At 73.7% G+C, this 15,472-nt stretch carries 15 protein-coding genes; 11 read left to right on the top strand and 4 right to left on the bottom strand.

What is annotated here, in order from left to right:
* The first annotated feature begins 1 nt into the window (after window position 1).
* Genes ACFZAU_RS11200 through ACFZAU_RS11215 form a run of 4 tightly spaced genes read left to right on the top strand, consistent with a single transcriptional unit; the run spans window position 2 to window position 4,276 of the window.
* Window positions 2-1,006: an alpha/beta hydrolase family protein gene (locus ACFZAU_RS11200; protein WP_500551927.1), complete on the top strand. Its 1,005-nt coding sequence runs from the start codon at window positions 2-4 to the stop codon at window positions 1,004-1,006.
* A 34-nt stretch (window positions 1,007-1,040) separates the two neighbouring features.
* A complete protein-coding gene (locus ACFZAU_RS11205) occupies window positions 1,041-2,333 on the top strand; it encodes a sensor histidine kinase (RefSeq protein WP_500551928.1) in 1,293 nt (430 codons plus the stop codon).
* Window positions 2,330-3,034 carry a response regulator gene (locus ACFZAU_RS11210; RefSeq protein WP_500551929.1) on the top strand — a complete coding sequence of 235 codons (705 nt, stop codon included), beginning with the start codon at window positions 2,330-2,332 and terminating at the stop codon, window positions 3,032-3,034. Before ACFZAU_RS11205 ends, ACFZAU_RS11210 begins: the two co-directional genes overlap by 4 nt.
* Before the next feature lie 24 nt (window positions 3,035-3,058).
* Window positions 3,059-4,276: a cytochrome P450 gene (locus ACFZAU_RS11215; protein ID WP_500551930.1), complete on the top strand. Its 1,218-nt coding sequence runs from the start codon at window positions 3,059-3,061 to the stop codon at window positions 4,274-4,276.
* Window positions 4,277-4,328: 52 nt separating this feature from the next.
* Here the strand turns inward: ACFZAU_RS11215 and ACFZAU_RS11220 are convergent, their stop codons facing one another.
* Together ACFZAU_RS11220 and ACFZAU_RS11225 are read right to left on the bottom strand one after the other, a co-directional pair.
* Window positions 4,329-5,912, bottom strand: a complete 1,584-nt coding sequence (locus ACFZAU_RS11220; RefSeq protein WP_500551931.1) for an ABC transporter permease — start codon at window positions 5,910-5,912, stop codon at window positions 4,329-4,331.
* Window positions 5,909-6,847, bottom strand: a complete 939-nt coding sequence (locus ACFZAU_RS11225; RefSeq protein ID WP_500551932.1) for an ABC transporter ATP-binding protein — start codon at window positions 6,845-6,847, stop codon at window positions 5,909-5,911. The genes ACFZAU_RS11220 and ACFZAU_RS11225 overlap by 4 nt, the downstream gene beginning before the upstream one ends.
* Window positions 6,848-6,948: 101 nt before the next feature.
* Between ACFZAU_RS11225 and ACFZAU_RS11230 the strand changes: the two genes are divergently transcribed.
* Window positions 6,949-7,410 (top strand): GbsR/MarR family transcriptional regulator, encoded by a 462-nt coding sequence (locus ACFZAU_RS11230; protein ID WP_499599609.1) that lies wholly within the window; start codon window positions 6,949-6,951, stop codon window positions 7,408-7,410.
* 14 nt (window positions 7,411-7,424) lie between these two features.
* Here ACFZAU_RS11230 and ACFZAU_RS11235 read toward each other — a convergent pair whose 3' ends face one another.
* Window positions 7,425-8,249, bottom strand: coding sequence for a diacylglycerol kinase family protein (locus ACFZAU_RS11235; protein ID WP_500463905.1), 825 nt, complete (start codon window positions 8,247-8,249; stop codon window positions 7,425-7,427).
* Between the two features lie 152 nt (window positions 8,250-8,401).
* Between ACFZAU_RS11235 and ACFZAU_RS11240 the strand changes: the two genes are divergently transcribed.
* From ACFZAU_RS11240 to ACFZAU_RS11260, 5 genes are all read left to right on the top strand, one after another.
* A complete protein-coding gene (locus ACFZAU_RS11240; protein ID WP_500463904.1) occupies window positions 8,402-9,685 on the top strand; it encodes an adenylosuccinate synthase in 1,284 nt (427 codons plus the stop codon).
* Between the two features lie 101 nt (window positions 9,686-9,786).
* The gene (locus ACFZAU_RS11245; RefSeq protein ID WP_500551933.1) at window positions 9,787-11,166 is read left to right on the top strand and encodes an aspartate aminotransferase family protein; all 1,380 of its coding nucleotides are present in this window, start codon (window positions 9,787-9,789) and stop codon (window positions 11,164-11,166) included.
* A gap of 69 nt (window positions 11,167-11,235) precedes the next feature.
* Complete coding sequence (locus ACFZAU_RS11250) at window positions 11,236-11,658, top strand: hypothetical protein (protein ID WP_500551934.1); 423 nt, start codon at window positions 11,236-11,238, stop codon at window positions 11,656-11,658.
* A 128-nt stretch (window positions 11,659-11,786) separates the two neighbouring features.
* Window positions 11,787-12,473 carry a GntR family transcriptional regulator gene (locus ACFZAU_RS11255; protein WP_499599616.1) on the top strand — a complete coding sequence of 229 codons (687 nt, stop codon included), beginning with the start codon at window positions 11,787-11,789 and terminating at the stop codon, window positions 12,471-12,473.
* A gap of 57 nt (window positions 12,474-12,530) precedes the next feature.
* On the top strand, window positions 12,531-13,184 hold the full coding sequence (locus ACFZAU_RS11260; protein ID WP_499599617.1) for a putative DNA-mimic protein: 654 nt from the start codon (window positions 12,531-12,533) through the stop codon (window positions 13,182-13,184).
* Window positions 13,185-13,220: 36 nt separating this feature from the next.
* Here ACFZAU_RS11260 and ACFZAU_RS11265 read toward each other — a convergent pair whose 3' ends face one another.
* Complete coding sequence (locus ACFZAU_RS11265; RefSeq protein WP_500551935.1) at window positions 13,221-13,970, bottom strand: SLATT domain-containing protein; 750 nt, start codon at window positions 13,968-13,970, stop codon at window positions 13,221-13,223.
* A 203-nt stretch (window positions 13,971-14,173) separates the two neighbouring features.
* Here ACFZAU_RS11265 and purD point away from each other — a divergent pair, with 203 nt between their 5' ends.
* Window positions 14,174-15,424 (top strand): phosphoribosylamine--glycine ligase, encoded by a 1,251-nt coding sequence (gene purD / locus ACFZAU_RS11270; protein WP_500463898.1) that lies wholly within the window; start codon window positions 14,174-14,176, stop codon window positions 15,422-15,424.
* Window positions 15,425-15,472 lie beyond the last annotated feature (48 nt).

Here is a 15,472-nt window from a genome sequence, read left to right on the forward strand (position 1 = left end):
CATGTCCGACCCCACCTCGTCGAGCGACACCATTCCGGCAGGCGCCGAAGGCCGCGCCGACGCGGTGGGGCACCGGTCCGCTCCGCGTGACCCCGCGGAGCGGGCCGCGGCCGAGGAGGCGTCCGCGTTCTCCCACGCCGCCGTCCCGCCGGACGCCACCGCCGCCTACGGCGAGCACCCGGACCAGGTCGTCGACCTCTACCGCCCCCGGCCCGGGGCGGGCGTCACCCGGCCGGGGCCGCTGGTCGTACTGCTGCACGGCGGCGCCTGGCGGGCGGCGTACGACAGGACGCACGTCTCGCCGCTGGCCGGCCTGCTCGCCCGGCACGGCTTCGCGGTCGCCTCGGTCGAGTACCGCCGGGGCAACGGCGGTACGGCCGCGGGCCGCTGGCCGGACACCTTCGACGACGTGGCGGCCGCCGTCGACGCCGTTCCGGCGCTGGCCGAGGCAGCCCTGGGCGCGGACACCGTGGACGTCCGGCGGATCGTGCTCACCGGTCACTCGGCCGGCGGGCACCTCGCGCTGTGGGCGGCCGCCCGGCACGTGCTGCCGGCCGGGTCGCGCTGGTACCGCCCGGGCGCGCCCGCGCTGCGCGGGGTGGTGGCGCTCGCGCCGATCGCCGACCTCACCGCCGCCGTCGAGCGGGACGTGTGCTCCGGCGCGGTCGCCGAACTGCTCGGCGGGGCGGACCTGCTCGCCGGGCGCCGGGCGGAGACCGACCCGTCCGCGCTGCTGCCGACCGGCATCCCCGTGACCGTCGTGCACGGTGACCGCGACGAGGTCGTCCCGCCGCAGGTCGCGGAGGCCTTCGCGGCCGCCTCGGCGAAGGCGGGGGAAGAGGTCCAGCTCACGCTGCTGGAAGGCGTGGGCCACTTCCCGGTGATCGACCCGGCGGCGGCCGCGGCGGCCGTGGTCGCCGAGGAGATCGGGCAGCTCGCCCGGTGGGGCGTCCGTCCGGTGGGGTCCTCCTTGAGGATGACGCCGGTACATCGTCTTCGCAGGTGACGACGGCGACGTGCGCAGTCCCTACCGTGAGAGCGTGACCGAGACAAGCCAGACCTCGCTGCGGACCGAGCTCCGCATGGCCCGCGGCGCCCTCAGCGGACTGCGGCACGACCTGATCACCGATGCCTTCGCCTTCCGGCCGATGGCGCCGCTGCGCGACGGGCACCCGCTGCTCGCCGTGGTGCCGCGCCGGCTCCGGGGGTACGGGCGCTGGATGCCGCACGCGGCGCTTACCTGCTTCACGGTCTTCCTGATGTTCGTCTCGACGGAGAGCGAGGGCGGGCCGGTCGGCTTCGTGCTGGCCCTGCTGGTCGGGGTGCCGCTGCTCACCACGATGTTCCGGCCGATCGGCGCGTGGTGGCTGTCCGTCGGGGCCGCCGTGCTCACCGGGATGTTCAGCGCCGGCTGGTCCTCCACCTACCCGTGGACGGACGCCGGCTTCGTCTCGCATCTGACGGTGCTGGGCGTGGTGGCGGCGCGCACCCGGGCGCGGGTGGCCGCCGAGATGTGGCTGCTGACGGCCGCGCTGGCGCTGGCCTTCCAGCCGCTGTCGAACGGGTACGGCTCGGACCCGTTCATCGTGGTCTTCCTCTCCGCCGTCCTGCTGTCCGTCGTGTCGGCGGTGCGCGGGCTGCGCCAGTCCCGGCAGGAGGTCGCCGCCCAGGTCGCCGTGACCGAGGTCGAACGGACCCGGCGCACGCTGCTGGAGGAGCGCACGACCATCGCCCGCGAGCTGCACGACGTCGTCGCCCACCACATGTCCGTGATCGCGATCCAGGCGGAGGCCGCGCCGTACCGCGTGGAGAACCCGCCCGAGGAGCTGACCAAGAGCTTCGCGATCATCCGCGAGAACGCCGTCATCGCCCTGACCGAACTGCGCCGCGTCCTCGGGGTCGTACGCGCCGAGGACTACCAGGCCCCCGACGCGCCGCAGCCCACCCTCGCCGACCTCGACCGGCTCGTCGCCAACGTGCGCGAGGCGGGACTGGAGGTGGAGCGGACGGTGACCGGCGCGGTGCGCGAGCTCCCGCAGGGGGTCGAGCTGTCGGCGTACCGGATCATCCAGGAGGCGCTGAGCAACACGCTGCGGCACTCGCCGGGCGCCGCCGCCCGGGTCGAGGTCAGCTACGTCCTCGGCGGGCTCGGGCTGCGCGTCGTCAACGGCCCGCCGCGCGGCCTCGTGAAGCCCTCGCCGGGCGCCGGGCACGGGATAGCCGGCATGCGGGAGCGGGTGGCGATGCTCAGTGGCGAGATGACCGACGGGCCGACCGGCGACGGCGGCTACGAGGTCACCGTGTTCATCCCGGTCCCCGGGGAGCGGGCATGAGCGGGAACGCGGGAAGCGCGGGAAGCGCGCGGACCCCGGGGAGCACCATCAGGGTGCTGATCGCGGACGACCAGATGATGGTCCGCGAGGGCTTCTCGGTGCTGCTGGGCGCCCAGCCCGACATCGAGGTCGTCGGCGAGGCCGTCGACGGGCGGCAGGCGATCGAGCAGGTCGCGGCGCTGCGGCCGGACGTCGTGCTGATGGACATCCGCATGCCCGAGCTCAACGGCCTGGAGGCCACCCGCGAGATCGTCGCGGCGGACGCGGACGCCAAGGTGCTCGTGCTGACCACCTTCGACCTGGACGAGTACGTCTACCAGGCACTGCGCGCGGGCGCGTCCGGCTTCCTGCTCAAGGACGCCTCGGCCCGCCAGCTCGCGGACGGCGTACGCATCGTGGCGGCCGGCGACGCGCTGCTCGCCCCGGCGATCACCAAGCGCCTGATCACCGAGTTCAACCGGCTGGGCACGCCCCGGCCGCCCACCCAGGACCGGGTCGGCGAGCTCACGGAGCGCGAGACGGAGGTGCTGGTGCTGGTCGCGCAGGGGTTGTCCAACGCCGAGATCGCCGACCACCTGGTGGTCGCCGAGTCCACGGTCAAGACCCATGTGAGCCGGGTCCTGGTGAAGCTGGGGCTGCGCGACCGGACCCAGGCGGCGGTCTTCGCGTACGAGGCGCGGCTGGTCACCCCGGGCGGCTGAACGGGCGGGAGGTAGTCTCCGCACATGAGCAGCACTGCCACCGCCTTCGATCCCTGGTCGCCGCAGTTCGTCGCCGACCCCTACCCGGCCTACGCCCGGCTGCGGGCGGAGGGGCGCGCGCACTGGTTCGAACCGAGCGGGCAGTGGCTCATCCCGCACTTCGAGGACGTCAGCGCGCTGCTGCGGGACCGGCGGCTCGGGCGTACGTACCTGCACCGCTTCACCCATGAGGAGTTCGGCCGCACCGCGCCGCCGCCGGAGCACGAGCCCTTCACCACGCTCAACGGCAACGGCCTGCTCGACCTGGAGGCGCCCGACCACACCCGCATCCGGCGGCTGGTCTCCAAGGCGTTCACCCCGCGCACGGTCGAGCGGCTCACGCCGACCGTGCAGCGGCTGGCCGGGGAGCTGGTGGAGCGGCTGGTCGCGGAGGGCGGCGGCGACCTCATCGCCACGGTCGCGGAGCCGCTCCCGGTGGCCGTGATCGCCGAGATGCTGGGGATACCGGCCGCGGACCGGCACCTGCTGCGGCCCTGGTCGGCCGACATCGTCGGGATGTTCGAGCTCAACCCCTCGGAGGACGCCGCGCGCAGGGCGGTCCGCGCCAGCGAGGAGTTCTCCGCCTACCTGCGTGAGCTGATCGCCGAACGCCGCAAGGCGCCCGGGGAGGACCTGATCAGCGCGCTGATCGCGGCACACGACGAGGGCGACCGGCTCAGCGAGCAGGAGATGGTCTCCACCTGCGTCCTGCTGCTGAACGCGGGCCACGAGGCGACCGTCAACACGACCGGCAACGGCTGGTGGACGCTCTTCCGGCATCCCGAACAGCTGGCGGAACTGCGCCGGGCACCGGAGGAACTGCTGCCCACGGCGATCGAGGAACTGCTGCGCTTCGACACCCCGCTGCAGATGTTCGAGCGCTGGGTGCTGGACGACATCGAGGTCGGCGGCACCGTGATCCCGCGCGGCAGCGAGGTGGCGCTGCTCTTCGGCTCCGCCAACCGCGACCCGGAGCGCTTCGCCGACCCCGACCGGCTGGACCTCTCCCGCGCGGACAACCCGCACATCACCTTCGGCGCCGGCATCCACTACTGCCTCGGCGCCCCGCTGGCCCGCATCGAACTGGCCGCGTCCTTCACGGCGCTGCTGCGCCGCGCCCCGCGGCTGGAACTCGCGGCGGAACCCGCCTGGAACGAGGGCTACGTCATCCGGGGTCTGCGCGAACTGCGCGTCACCTGCTAGCACCCGGCCCGGTGCGGCTGCGGGACCCGGCCCGAGGGCCGGGTCCCCCCGCTCACGCCGTGATGTCCCGGCGGCGCAGCGCCGCGAGCCCCGTCGCGGCGAGCGCGAGGGCCAGCACGGTGAGCACCGCCAGCGGGGTCGCGGTGACGTCCGCCGAGGGCACCTTCGGCAGGTGCGTGAAGACGGACAGGTCCATCACCCAGGGCGAGAGCCCCAGCGCCGGTCCGTAGAGCCCGATGGCGAGCGTCAGTGACGCAACGGCCCAGCCGGCCCGTGCCGCCCTCGGCGCCGCGCCGTACAGCAGCAGCGCCGCCGCGGCCACGAACCAGACCGCGGGCAGCTGCACCAGGCCCGCACCCGTCAGCCGCCACATCTGGCCGACGGTGTCGCCGGCCGTAGCCCCGTAGCCGAGCCCCATGGTGAGGCCGGAGACGGCCATGAGGAGCACGGAACCGGCGAAGGCGAGCAGCGCGTGGCTCGCGGCCCAGCGGACCCGGCCCACAGCCGTGGCGAGGACGGGTTCGGCGCGGCCGGAGTTCTCCTCGCCCTGGAGCCGGAGCACGGCCTGGACGGCGTAGATCGCGGCGATCATCCCCATCACCCCGGTCATGGAGGCGAGGTAGGAGTCGACCAGCCCGGAGGCACCGCCCATGTCGCGCATGACGTCCGCGAGCTGCTCGTTGTCCCGGACGAGGTCGGCGGCCCCGTTGGCGAGGCCGCCCAGCGCGGCGCCGCCCACGGCGAAGCCCGCCGTCCACCCCCACAGCGAGCCGCGCTGCAGCCGCCAGGCCAGCCCCTGCGCGGTGCCCAGACGGGGACCGGCGGTGGCCGGTCCGGGCCGGGGCGGCAGCAGCGAGGCGTCGATGTCGCGCCGGGCCACCAGGGCGTATGCGACGGCGACGAGGCCGGCCGCCCAGGCCGCGAACAGGGCGGCCACCCACCAGCGTTCGTCCGCGAAGGGACGGACGTTCTCCGCCCAGCCCAGCGGCGAGAGCCAGGTCAGGGTGCCGCTCCCGGCGTCGCCGACGGCGCGTATCAGGAAGGCGAGGCCGAGGACCGCGCCCGCGATGCCGCGCGCCGCACGGGCGCTCTCCGTCAGCTGCGCCGCGACCGCCGCGACCGCGGCGAAGGAGCAGCCCGCGCCGGCGAAGGCCGTCCCGAAGGCGACCGCGCCCCGCGCGCCCTGCCCGAGCAGCGCCAGGGTGACCAGCAGCCCCAGGAGCAGCGAGGCCCCGAAACCGGTGACCAGGGCGGCGGCCAGCGGCGCCCGTCGTCCGACCGCGCCCGCGCCGACCAGCTCCAGCCGGCCGGCCTCCTCTTCCTCCCGGGTGTGCCGGACGACCAGGAGCATCGCCATCAGTCCGGCCAGCGCCGCGCCGAAGGCCATCATGCGCCAGGCCGTCAGGCCGCCGATGCCGGTGTCGAACACCGGCCCGTACAGGGCGCGCAGCGAGCCGTTGCCCGCCGTGCTCGCCGCGACCCCGGCGCGTTCCGCCGGGGTGTCGTAGAGGCCGCCGAAGGCCGAGGCCGTGGACGCGACCAGCAGGGCGATCGGCACGACCCACGCCGGGATCATGACGCGGTCCCTGCGCAGCGCGAGCCGGGTGAGGGTGCCCGTCCCGGTGAGGGCGTTCATCGCCGGGCCTCCGTGTCGGCCGCGAGGGCGCCGACGGCGACGGGGTCCGCGGGGCCGTCCTCGTAGTGCCGCAGGAACAGCTCCTCCAGCGTGGGCGGCGTGCTGGTGAGGCTGCGTACGCCCGTCTCGCTCAACTGCCGCAGCACCGCGTCGAGCCGGTCGGTGTCGACCTGGAGCCGGACGTGGTTGCCGCGTACGTCGAGGTCGTGCACGCCCGGCAGCCCGTCCAGGCCCTGCGGGGTGCCGGCCAGCTCAGCGGTGACCGAGGTGCGGGTGAGGTGCCGCAGCTCGCCGAGACTCCCGGTCTCCACCGTGCGCCCGCCCCGGATGATGCTGACCCGGTCGCACAGGGCCTCGACCTCGCTGAGGATGTGACTGGACAGCAGCACCGTCCGGCCGCGGTCGCGTTCCTCGCGGACGCACTCGCGGAAGACCTCCTCCATCAGCGGGTCCAGGCCGGAGGTGGGCTCGTCGAGTATCAGCAGGTCGACGTCGGAGGCGAACGCGGCCACGAGCGCGACCTTCTGGCGGTTGCCCTTGGAGTACGCGCGGCCCTTCTTCGTCGGGTCCAGCTCGAAGCGCTCCAGCAACTCCCGCCTGCGCGCCCCGTCCAGACCGCCGCGCAGCCTCCCCAGCAGGTCGATGACCTCGCCGCCGCTGAGGTTGCGCCAGAGGGTGACGTCACCCGGGACGTAGGCCAGCCGCCGGTGCAGGGCGACGGCGTCCCGCCACGGGTCGCCGCCGAGCAGTTGGGCGGCCCCCCGGTCCGCGCGCAGCAGCCCGAGCAGGATGCGGATGGTGGTCGACTTGCCGGCCCCGTTGGGCCCGAGGAAGCCGTGCACCTCGCCCTTCTCGACGGTCAGGTCGAGACCGTCCAGTGCGTGCGTGCGGCCGAAGCACTTGTGCAGTCCGGCCACACTGATTGCCATCGTCATGCTTCCGAACGTACAGTAGATTCACAAATTTGTGAAGTTAAAGAAGTGTATAAACTTCGGGACGGGAGGCGATGACGGTGGCGGAGGAGTCCTTGGAGCCCATGACGTTCGTCGAGCGCTTCGCGGCGGAACTGGTCGAGGCGGGCATGCAGCGCATGGCGGCACGGGTGTTCTCCGCGCTCCTCGCCTCGGAGACCGGTGTGCTGAGCGCCGCCGAGCTGTCCGAACGGCTCCAGGCGAGCCCCGCCGCCGTCTCCGGCGCCGTCCGCTACCTGGCGCAGGTCGGCATGCTCACCCGCGAGCGCGAGCCGGGCTCACGGCGCGAGCGCTACCGGGTGCACAGCGACCAGTGGTACGAGACCTTCACCCGCCGCGACCAGGTCCTCGCCCGCTGGGAGAACGCCCTGCGCTCCGGCATCGACACCCTCGGCCCCGAGACAGCGGCCGGCCGCCGGCTCGCGGAGACCGCCGCCTTCTTCGACTTCCTGCAGGACGAACTCGGCGACATGATGGACCGCTGGCGCGAGCGCAAGGCCGAACTGCGCCGGCAGGGCGCACTCTGACCCTCCGGCACGCCCTAGTACGCCGACCGCGGGACGGTCAGCCGCCAGGCCGCCGGCACCACCGTCCAGGTGCGGCGGCGCACCGGACCCGCCGGCGCGGTGTCCGCCGTGTAGCGGAAGTCCCGGCCCGAGACGGTGACGCTCCGGGCGTGCACCGGCCCCGTGTGCGCCACGCCCTCCCTGCGGACGAGCACTTCGGCGACGCCCGGCACCGCCGTCGACACCGACACCTCCTCGACGCAGTCGTCCAGGTCGGCCAGCACCACCCCGTCCGCCTCGATCCGCAGCCGGTGGCCGCCGCGCATCCCCAGCCCCAGGTGCGGGGAGTGGCCGTTCAGGCTCAGCGTGCGGGCCAGCGAGCGGGCCCGGCGCTCCACCGGCGTCCACCAGGCGGGGGTGGCCGAGCCGATGCGCAGCGCGCCCAGCACGATGCCGCCGCTGTCGTCGAGCAGCAGGTCCAGCTCGCGTTCCGCCCCGTCCAGCACCGCGCGCGCCGCGCTCACCGCCCCGCCCGGCACGCCGAGCGCCCGTGCCAGACCGGTCCGCCGTCCGACCGGCACCAGGCCGACGACGGCCTCGCCCAGCCCCCGTGCCGAGTGCAGCGTCCGTACCGTGCGCAGCAGTGCCGCGTCGTCGCCCACGACCACCGGGCGCCGCCGGCCGCGGTGCTCCAGCACCCGGACGGCCTCCTCCTCGGACTCCGGAAGGGCGATCTTCACGGAGGGGGCTCCCCCGCACAGCACGTCCTTCGCGATGCGTACCGATTCGCCGTCCATGACGCGGGCGGCGGGGTCGATGACCACGAGCAGGGGCTGCCCGGACGGTCGCTGAGCCGACACCTTGGTCCTTCCTCAGGTAACATCTCGGTGCAAGAGCCCCTTGCGCTGCCTTGCGCCAGGGGCTTCGTCTATTTCCGGGGCACCGGTCCGACGGCTCTCCCCGCCATGGGGAGCCACGTTGGACATGCCCCGCCCGGAAGGGGTGTACGCCTGTGCCCGCACTTGTGCTGCTCGGTGCTCAGTGGGGTGACGAGGGCAAGGGAAAGGCCACCGACCTGCTCGGTGGCTCCGTGGACTACGTGGTGCGCTACCAGGGCGGCAACAACGCCGGCCACACGGTCGTCGTCGGCGACCAGAAGTACGCGCTGCACCTCCTGCCTTCCGGGATCCTGTCACCGGGATGCACCCCGGTCATCGGCAACGGAGTCGTCGTCGACCCGGCGGTCCTGCTCTCCGAGCTGAGCGGGCTGAACGAGCGCGGCGTCGACACGTCCAAGCTCCTCATCAGCGGTAACGCGCACCTGATCACGCCGTACCACCAGACGATCGACAAGGTCACGGAGCGCTTCCTCGGCAAGCGCAAGATCGGCACCACCGGCCGCGGCATCGGCCCCGCCTACGCCGACAAGATCAACCGCGTGGGCATCCGGGTCCAGGACCTCTTCGACGAGTCGATCCTCCGTCAGAAGGTCGAGGCGGCCCTCCACGACAAGAACCAGGTCCTGATCAAGATCTTCAACCGCCGTGCCATCAGCACCGACCAGGTGGTCGAGGAGTACCTGGGCTACGCGGAGCAGATCAAGGACTACGTCGCCGACACGACCCTGCTCCTCAACACCGCGCTGGACGAGGGCAAGGTCGTCCTCCTCGAGGGCGGCCAGGGCACCCTGCTGGACGTGGACCACGGCACGTACCCCTTCGTGACCTCGTCCAACCCGACGGCCGGCGGCGCCTGCACGGGCTCGGGCATCGGCCCCACCAAGATCAACCGGGTGATCGGCATCCTCAAGGCCTACACCACCCGGGTCGGCGCCGGCCCGTTCCCGACCGAGCTGTTCGACGCGGACGGCGAGGCGCTGCGCCGCATCGGCGGCGAGCGGGGCGTCACCACCGGCCGCGACCGCCGCTGCGGCTGGTTCGACGCGGTGATCGCCCGCTACGCGACCCGGGTCAACGGCCTCACCGACTTCTTCCTCACCAAGCTCGACGTCCTCACCGGCTGGGAGCAGATCCCGGTCTGCGTCGCCTACGAGATCGACGGCAAGCGCTTCGAGGAACTGCCGTTCAGCCAGACGGACTTCCACCACGCCAAGCCGGTCTACGAGACCCTGCCCGGGTGGAGCGAGGACATCAGCAAGGCGAAGACCTTCTCCGACCTGCCGAAGAACGCCCAGGCGTACGTCAAGGCGCTGGAGGAGATGTCCGGCGCCCCGATCTCGGCCATCGGCGTCGGCCCCGGCCGCACCGAGACCATCGAGGTCAACTCCTTCCTCTGAGGGACGACGGCGGCGCGCGCCCTACAAGCTGTCGGCGCGCGTGGCCACCGTCATACAGGGTGCCAATGTCATGCGTCCGGGCCGTTGCTTAGCCTGGGCGCATGACCCCTCCCTCCGCCGACCCCGGGACCGGCGCCGCCGTCAAGGCCGCCGACCGCGCCCACGTCTTCCACTCCTGGTCCGCGCAAGGCCTGATCGACCCGCTGGCGGTCGCCGGGGCCGAGGGCGCGTACTTCTGGGACTACGACGGCAACCGCTACCTGGACTTCACCAGCGGGCTGGTCTTCACCAACATCGGTTACCAGCACCCCGAGGTCGTCGCCGCCATCCAGGAGCAGGCCGCGAAGCTCGTCACCTTCGCGCCCGCCTTCGCCGTGGAGCCGCGCTCCGAGGCCGCCCGGCTGATCGCCGAGCGCACCCCCGGCGACCTGGACAAGATCTTCTTCACCAACGGCGGCGCCGAGGCCGTGGAGAACGCCGTCCGGCTCGCGCGGCTGCACACCGGCCGTCACAAGGTGCTGTCCGCGTACCGCTCGTACCACGGCGGCACCTCGGCCGCGATCAACCTGACCGGTGACCCGCGCCGCTGGGCCTCCGACAACGGCTCGGCAGGCGTCGTCCGCTTCTGGGCGCCGTTCCTCTACCGTTCGCCGTTCCACTCGGAGACCGTGGAGCAGGAGCGCGACCGCGCGCTGCAGCACCTGGAGGACACCATCGTCTTCGAGGGCGCTCAGACCGTCGCCGCGATCGTCCTGGAGACGGTGCCCGGCACGGCGGGCATCATGGTGCCGCCGCCCGGCTACCTGGCCGGCGTCCGCGAGATCTGCGACCGGTACGGGATCGTCTTCGTCCTCGACGAGGTCATGGCCGGTTTCGGCCGCACCGGCAGCTGGTTCGCCGCGGAGCAGTTCGACGTCACCCCCGACCTGCTCACCTTCGCCAAGGGCGTCAACTCCGGTTACGTGCCGCTCGGCGGCGTCGCGATCAGCGAGGAGATCGCCGCGACCTTCGCCACCCGCCCCTACCCGGGCGGCCTGACCTACTCCGGACACCCGCTGGCCTGCGCCGCCGCCGTCGCCACGATCCGGGTGATGGAGGACGAGCGGATCGTCGAGCACGCCGCCGCGCTCGGCGAGAACGTGATCGGCCCGGGCCTGCGGGAGCTCGCCGAGCGCCACCCCTCGGTCGGCGAGGTGCGCGGCCTGGGCGCGTTCTGGGCGGTGGAGCTGGTGCGGGACCGGGAGACCCGCGAGCCGCTGGTCCCCTACAACGCGGCGGGCGAGGCGAACGCCCCCATGGCGGCTTTCGCGGCGGCCTGCAAGAAGAGCGGCCTGTGGCCCTTCGTCAACATGAACCGCACCCATGTGGTGCCCGCCTGCAACATCACCGAGGCCGAGGCCAAGGAGGGCCTGGCGCTCCTCGACGCGGCCCTGGCCGTCGCCGACGAGCACACCGTCGAGGGCGGCCGGCCCGCCTCCTGAGGAACCGTACCGGCCGCTGCGTGAGTCTCCCGGGCCGACGACGCGACGGCGTCGGCCCGGGGGGAGCGCATGACGGAGACCGGGACACGCGGCGCATCCACGGAGCCCGCGCCGGGGTGCGGCTGGTACCTGGCGGGCGGGGTCCTGTCCGCCGCGGGCGTGTTCGCCAGCACCGTGTGGGTCGCCGGGTCGTGGCAGAGCTGCCCGCTCGGCAACGACGCGAGCAACACCATCGGGCTGAAGCTGCTGATGCCCGTGGCCTGGCTCTGCATGCTCCTGCTGCTGGTGCCCCTCGGGCTCGCGCTGCGCGGGTGGCCGCCGCCCGGCGGGGGTGCCACCGCTGGGCTCGCGCTCGTCACGGCGGTCCTGGCCCTGACCCTGCTCTACCGGGTCGGGATGGAGTGGCCCTCCCACCCGCCGGACCGGCCGTGCATGGACGGCTACCCCCTCTTCCCGTTCACGGGGAAGACCGGCCCCTACAACGACGGTTGAGCGCGTCCCGGCGCGCGCCCGGGCCGCGGGTGAGCCGCACCACAGGTGTGGACCACCCGCGGCCCGCCCTCGCATAAGGTGTGGCGGAGCCGTAAGCGCACCGCCACATCTGTAGGGAGGCACCGGGCATGCCGGAAGGCCCAGCGGGTGGAACCGTCCGACGGAGCAGTCTGCGGCAGCAGATAGCCGACGCGCTCCGCGACGAGGTGCTCACCGGGCGCATGGCGGCCGGGCGGCACTTCACGGTCAAGGAGATCGCGGAGATGTACGGGGTGTCCGCCACCCCGGTCCGCGAGGCCCTGGTGGACCTCGCGGCGCAGGGGCTGCTCGACGTCGAGCACCACCGCGGCTTCCAGGTGCGGCGCTTCACCGACGCCGAGTTCCGCTCCATGGTCGAGGCGCGCACCCTCGTCGTCGAGGGGATCTTCCGCCGCATCGCCACGCGCGGCATGCGCGAGGTCGACCCCCAGGAGCTGGCCTCCGTACGCCGCCGGGCCGAGGCCGCGGCGCGCGCCTCGCGGGCCGGCGAGCTGGACGTCCTCATCGGCTACGACATCCGCTTCTGGCGCGAACTGACCGCCCTGGCGGGGAACGCCCACGTCGGCGAGTTCCTGGACCGGATCCGCACCCAGACCTGGGTGTACGCGGTGCCCTACCTGCGCGGCCGGCCGGACGTGGCGGGTCTGTGCTGGTCCGACCACGTCGCCTTGGTGACCGCGATCGAGAAGCGGGACACCGGGACCGCCCAGCGCGTCGTCGAGGAGTTCAACGACCATTCGCTCGAGCTCATGCGGCGTCTGGCCGCGGGCCGGTAGGAACGCCCGCCGCCCATTACGCTGGTCCGACCACGCACGGAAGGACTTGGAGCGCCTGTGGCCTGCGACTTGTGGCTGGTTCCCCTGGTGGACGTGCTCTGCCACAGCCCCGACAACCCGTTCGCCGAGGAGATCGCCCGCTATGACAAGGCGTTGAACGACGCCGGTCTCCCCCCGGTGCCCGTCTACTCCTACATGCCGGGCCTGTCCGGCGACGTGGCCCCGGTCGCGGGCTTCGACTACGACGCGCTGCACTTCCTGCGCCGCGCCTACCTGCTGCACATCCAGGGCCTCGCGGTCACGCCGGTCGACGAACTCGGCGGCGACTACGAGCAGTTGCTGGAGATGTTCGAGACCACCGCCCAGCAGTCGCACCTCGTCTGGCACTACGACCACGCGGGCGCGTACGTCCCCCTCGACTTCGCCCATCCGCTGGTCAACGACGAACTCCTCGACGCCGGCGGCCCGCTGGGCTCGGCCCACGGCCTGCTGCGCGAGCTCGCCTTCGTGGCACCGGTGATCGGCATCGACCCGCAGAACCCGCCGCCCGCCCCGGCGCCGCCGGCCGGTCCCACCGAGCTGGAGGAGCCGGCGGCGCCGCCCGCGCAGCAGGACGGCAGCCCCTTCGCGCGGGAGCGCCACGTGTGGCTGGGGCTGCACGCGGCGGCGACCCGTGCGCTGGGCCAGGGGTCGATGATCGTCTTCAGTTAGCGGCGGCCCGGGACCGGAGGGCGCCCCGGGCGGCGGTCAGCCGGCGCGGGGACCCTCCGGGGGGCGCTGCCGCGGCATGCTCGGCCGTCCGCCGGGCAGCAGCGGGAACCGCCCCCCGCCGCCGGGCGCGGCGCTCTCCGTGCCCCGGCCGCTCCCCGCCCAGGTGAGGGCCTGGGTCCGCAGCGGGGCGGCGCCGGCCCGGAAGTCGACCATCCAGTCGCCGGTCTCGCAGCGCACGAGCTCCGAGACGTCCTCGCAGAAGCGGCGCAGCACCGACAGGCAGCGCTCGGCGGCCTCGGCCGCCGTGCCCTCCGTCGGGCCCAGGACCTCGCGGACCGACTCGGACGCCCAGTCGAAGCGCAGCGCCTCCAGCCGGCGCTGCACGGCCTGGGCGGTCGCCATGTCGCGCATCCAGCCGGCCGTCAGCCCGAGGTAGCGGTCCAGGCCCACGCACACGACGGCCAGCACCAGGGCGGCGTACGCCCAGCGGATGCGGCCGCCCGCGCCCACGACGGCGAGGACGGCGCCGGACGTCGCGAAGAGGGCCGCGCCGAGCCGCAGCGCCCGGGCCCAGCGGCGCTTGCGCAGGCGGTCGGCGAGGTACCACTCGACGGTGCGCAGGGCGTCGGCCTCCACCCAGCGGTAGATCTCCTCCAGCCGCTCGGCCGGCTCCCCCCAGTCGCCCAGCGGGAAGGGCTGCGACCGCAGGTCCTCCTGCCTGTGCAGCGCGCGCCGCTTCGGCTTCTCCCGGGGGACCTCCTCGGGATACATGTCCGGCTGGCTCACCTGCACGCTCCCTCGCGACTTCCGATGACGAGGCACCTTCTTACCGCCGAACGGCTGACCGTGCGAGCGTCATCGGGTCATTTCCGCCCTTACGAGTCGCTTGATCAGGTATGGGGTCAGGCCTCGGCCACCCGAAAGAGTGAGCCGGGGGCCGGGGCGACCGGCCCGCGGGGCGGTCGCCGCCAGCCGATACCCTGGGCACCGTGAACGTGCTTGTGATCGGCGGCGGTGCCCGCGAACACGCCCTGTGCCGTGCTCTTTCCCTCGACCCCGACGTGGAGTCGCTGCACTGCGCGCCCGGGAACGCCGGCATCGCCGAGGTGGCGGAACTGCACCCGGTCGACGCCATGGACGGCGCGGCAGTGGCCGACCTCGCCGAGCGGCTCGGCGCCGACCTCGTCGTGGTGGGCCCGGAGGCCCCCCTCGTGGCGGGTGTGGCCGACGCCGTGCGCGCCCGTGGCATCGACTGCTTCGGCCCGTCCGGGCAGGCCGCGGCCCTGGAGGGCTCGAAGGCGTTCGCCAAGGACGTGATGGCCGCGGCCGGCGTGCCGACCGCCCGTTCCTACGTGTGCACCACCCCCGCCGAGGTGGACGACGCGCTGGACGCCTTCGGGGCACCGTACGTCGTCAAGGACGACGGCCTGGCCGCCGGCAAGGGCGTCGTGGTCACCGACGACCTGGAGGCCGCGCGGGCGCACGCCAACTCCTGCGAGCGCGTGGTCGTCGAGGAGTACCTGGACGGCCCGGAGGTCTCCCTGTTCGCCGTCACCGACGGCGAGACGGTGGTGCCGCTGCAGCCCGCTCAGGACTTCAAGCGCGCCCTCGACGCCGACGAGGGCCCCAACACCGGTGGCATGGGCGCGTACAGCCCGCTGCCGTGGGCCGATCCGCGGCTGGTCGAGGAGGTGGAGCGCACGGTGCTCCAGCCGACCGTCGACGAGCTGCGCCGCCGGGGCACCCCGTTCTCGGGCCTGCTGTACGCGGGCCTGGCGATCACCTCGCGCGGTGTGCGGGTGATCGAGTTCAACGCGCGCTTCGGCGACCCGGAGACCCAGGTCGTGCTCGCCCGGCTGAAGACCCCGCTGGCGGGCCTGCTGCGCGCCGCGGCGGCCGGCCGGCTGGCCGACTTCCCGCCGCTGCGCTGGAGCGACGGTGCCGCGGTGACGGTGGTCGTCGCCTCCGAGAACTACCCCGGCACCCCGCGCACGGGCGACCCGATCACGGGCCTGGACGAGGTCGCGGCGCAGGACGAGCACGCCTACGTGCTGCACGCGGGCACCAAGGCGGACGCGGAGGGCCGTGTGGTGAGCGCCGGCGGCCGCGTACTGTCCGTGACGGCCACCGGTGCGGATCTGGCCGAGGCCCGCGAGCGCGCCTACCGGGCGGTGGGACGGATCGGGCTGAAGGGCTCGCACCACCGTTCGGATATCGCAGAGAAGGCCGCCCAGGCCTGAATCAGCGGCAAGGCCACTCCAAGGGGTGATGCCTTCGCCATCCTGCTG

This window comes from Streptomyces sp. NPDC008238, assembly GCF_042956445.1.
Classification (GTDB): Bacteria; Actinomycetota; Actinomycetes; order Streptomycetales; family Streptomycetaceae; genus Actinacidiphila.

Excerpts from the sequence above, each read along its gene's own strand:
- ACFZAU_RS11200 (WP_500551927.1), top strand. The coding sequence starts at position 2 with ATGTCCGACCCCACCTCGTCGAGCGACACCATTCCGGCAGGCGCCGAA.
- ACFZAU_RS11210 (WP_500551929.1), top strand. The coding sequence starts at position 2,330 with ATGAGCGGGAACGCGGGAAGCGCGGGAAGCGCGCGGACCCCGGGGAGC.
- ACFZAU_RS11215 (WP_500551930.1), top strand. The coding sequence starts at position 3,059 with ATGAGCAGCACTGCCACCGCCTTCGATCCCTGGTCGCCGCAGTTCGTC.
- ACFZAU_RS11220 (WP_500551931.1), bottom strand. The coding sequence starts at position 5,912 with ATGAACGCCCTCACCGGGACGGGCACCCTCACCCGGCTCGCGCTGCGC.
- ACFZAU_RS11225 (WP_500551932.1), bottom strand. The coding sequence starts at position 6,847 with ATGACGATGGCAATCAGTGTGGCCGGACTGCACAAGTGCTTCGGCCGC.
- ACFZAU_RS11230 (WP_499599609.1), top strand. The coding sequence starts at position 6,949 with ATGACGTTCGTCGAGCGCTTCGCGGCGGAACTGGTCGAGGCGGGCATG.
- ACFZAU_RS11245 (WP_500551933.1), top strand. The coding sequence starts at position 9,787 with ATGACCCCTCCCTCCGCCGACCCCGGGACCGGCGCCGCCGTCAAGGCC.
- ACFZAU_RS11250 (WP_500551934.1), top strand. The coding sequence starts at position 11,236 with ATGACGGAGACCGGGACACGCGGCGCATCCACGGAGCCCGCGCCGGGG.
- ACFZAU_RS11255 (WP_499599616.1), top strand. The coding sequence starts at position 11,787 with ATGCCGGAAGGCCCAGCGGGTGGAACCGTCCGACGGAGCAGTCTGCGG.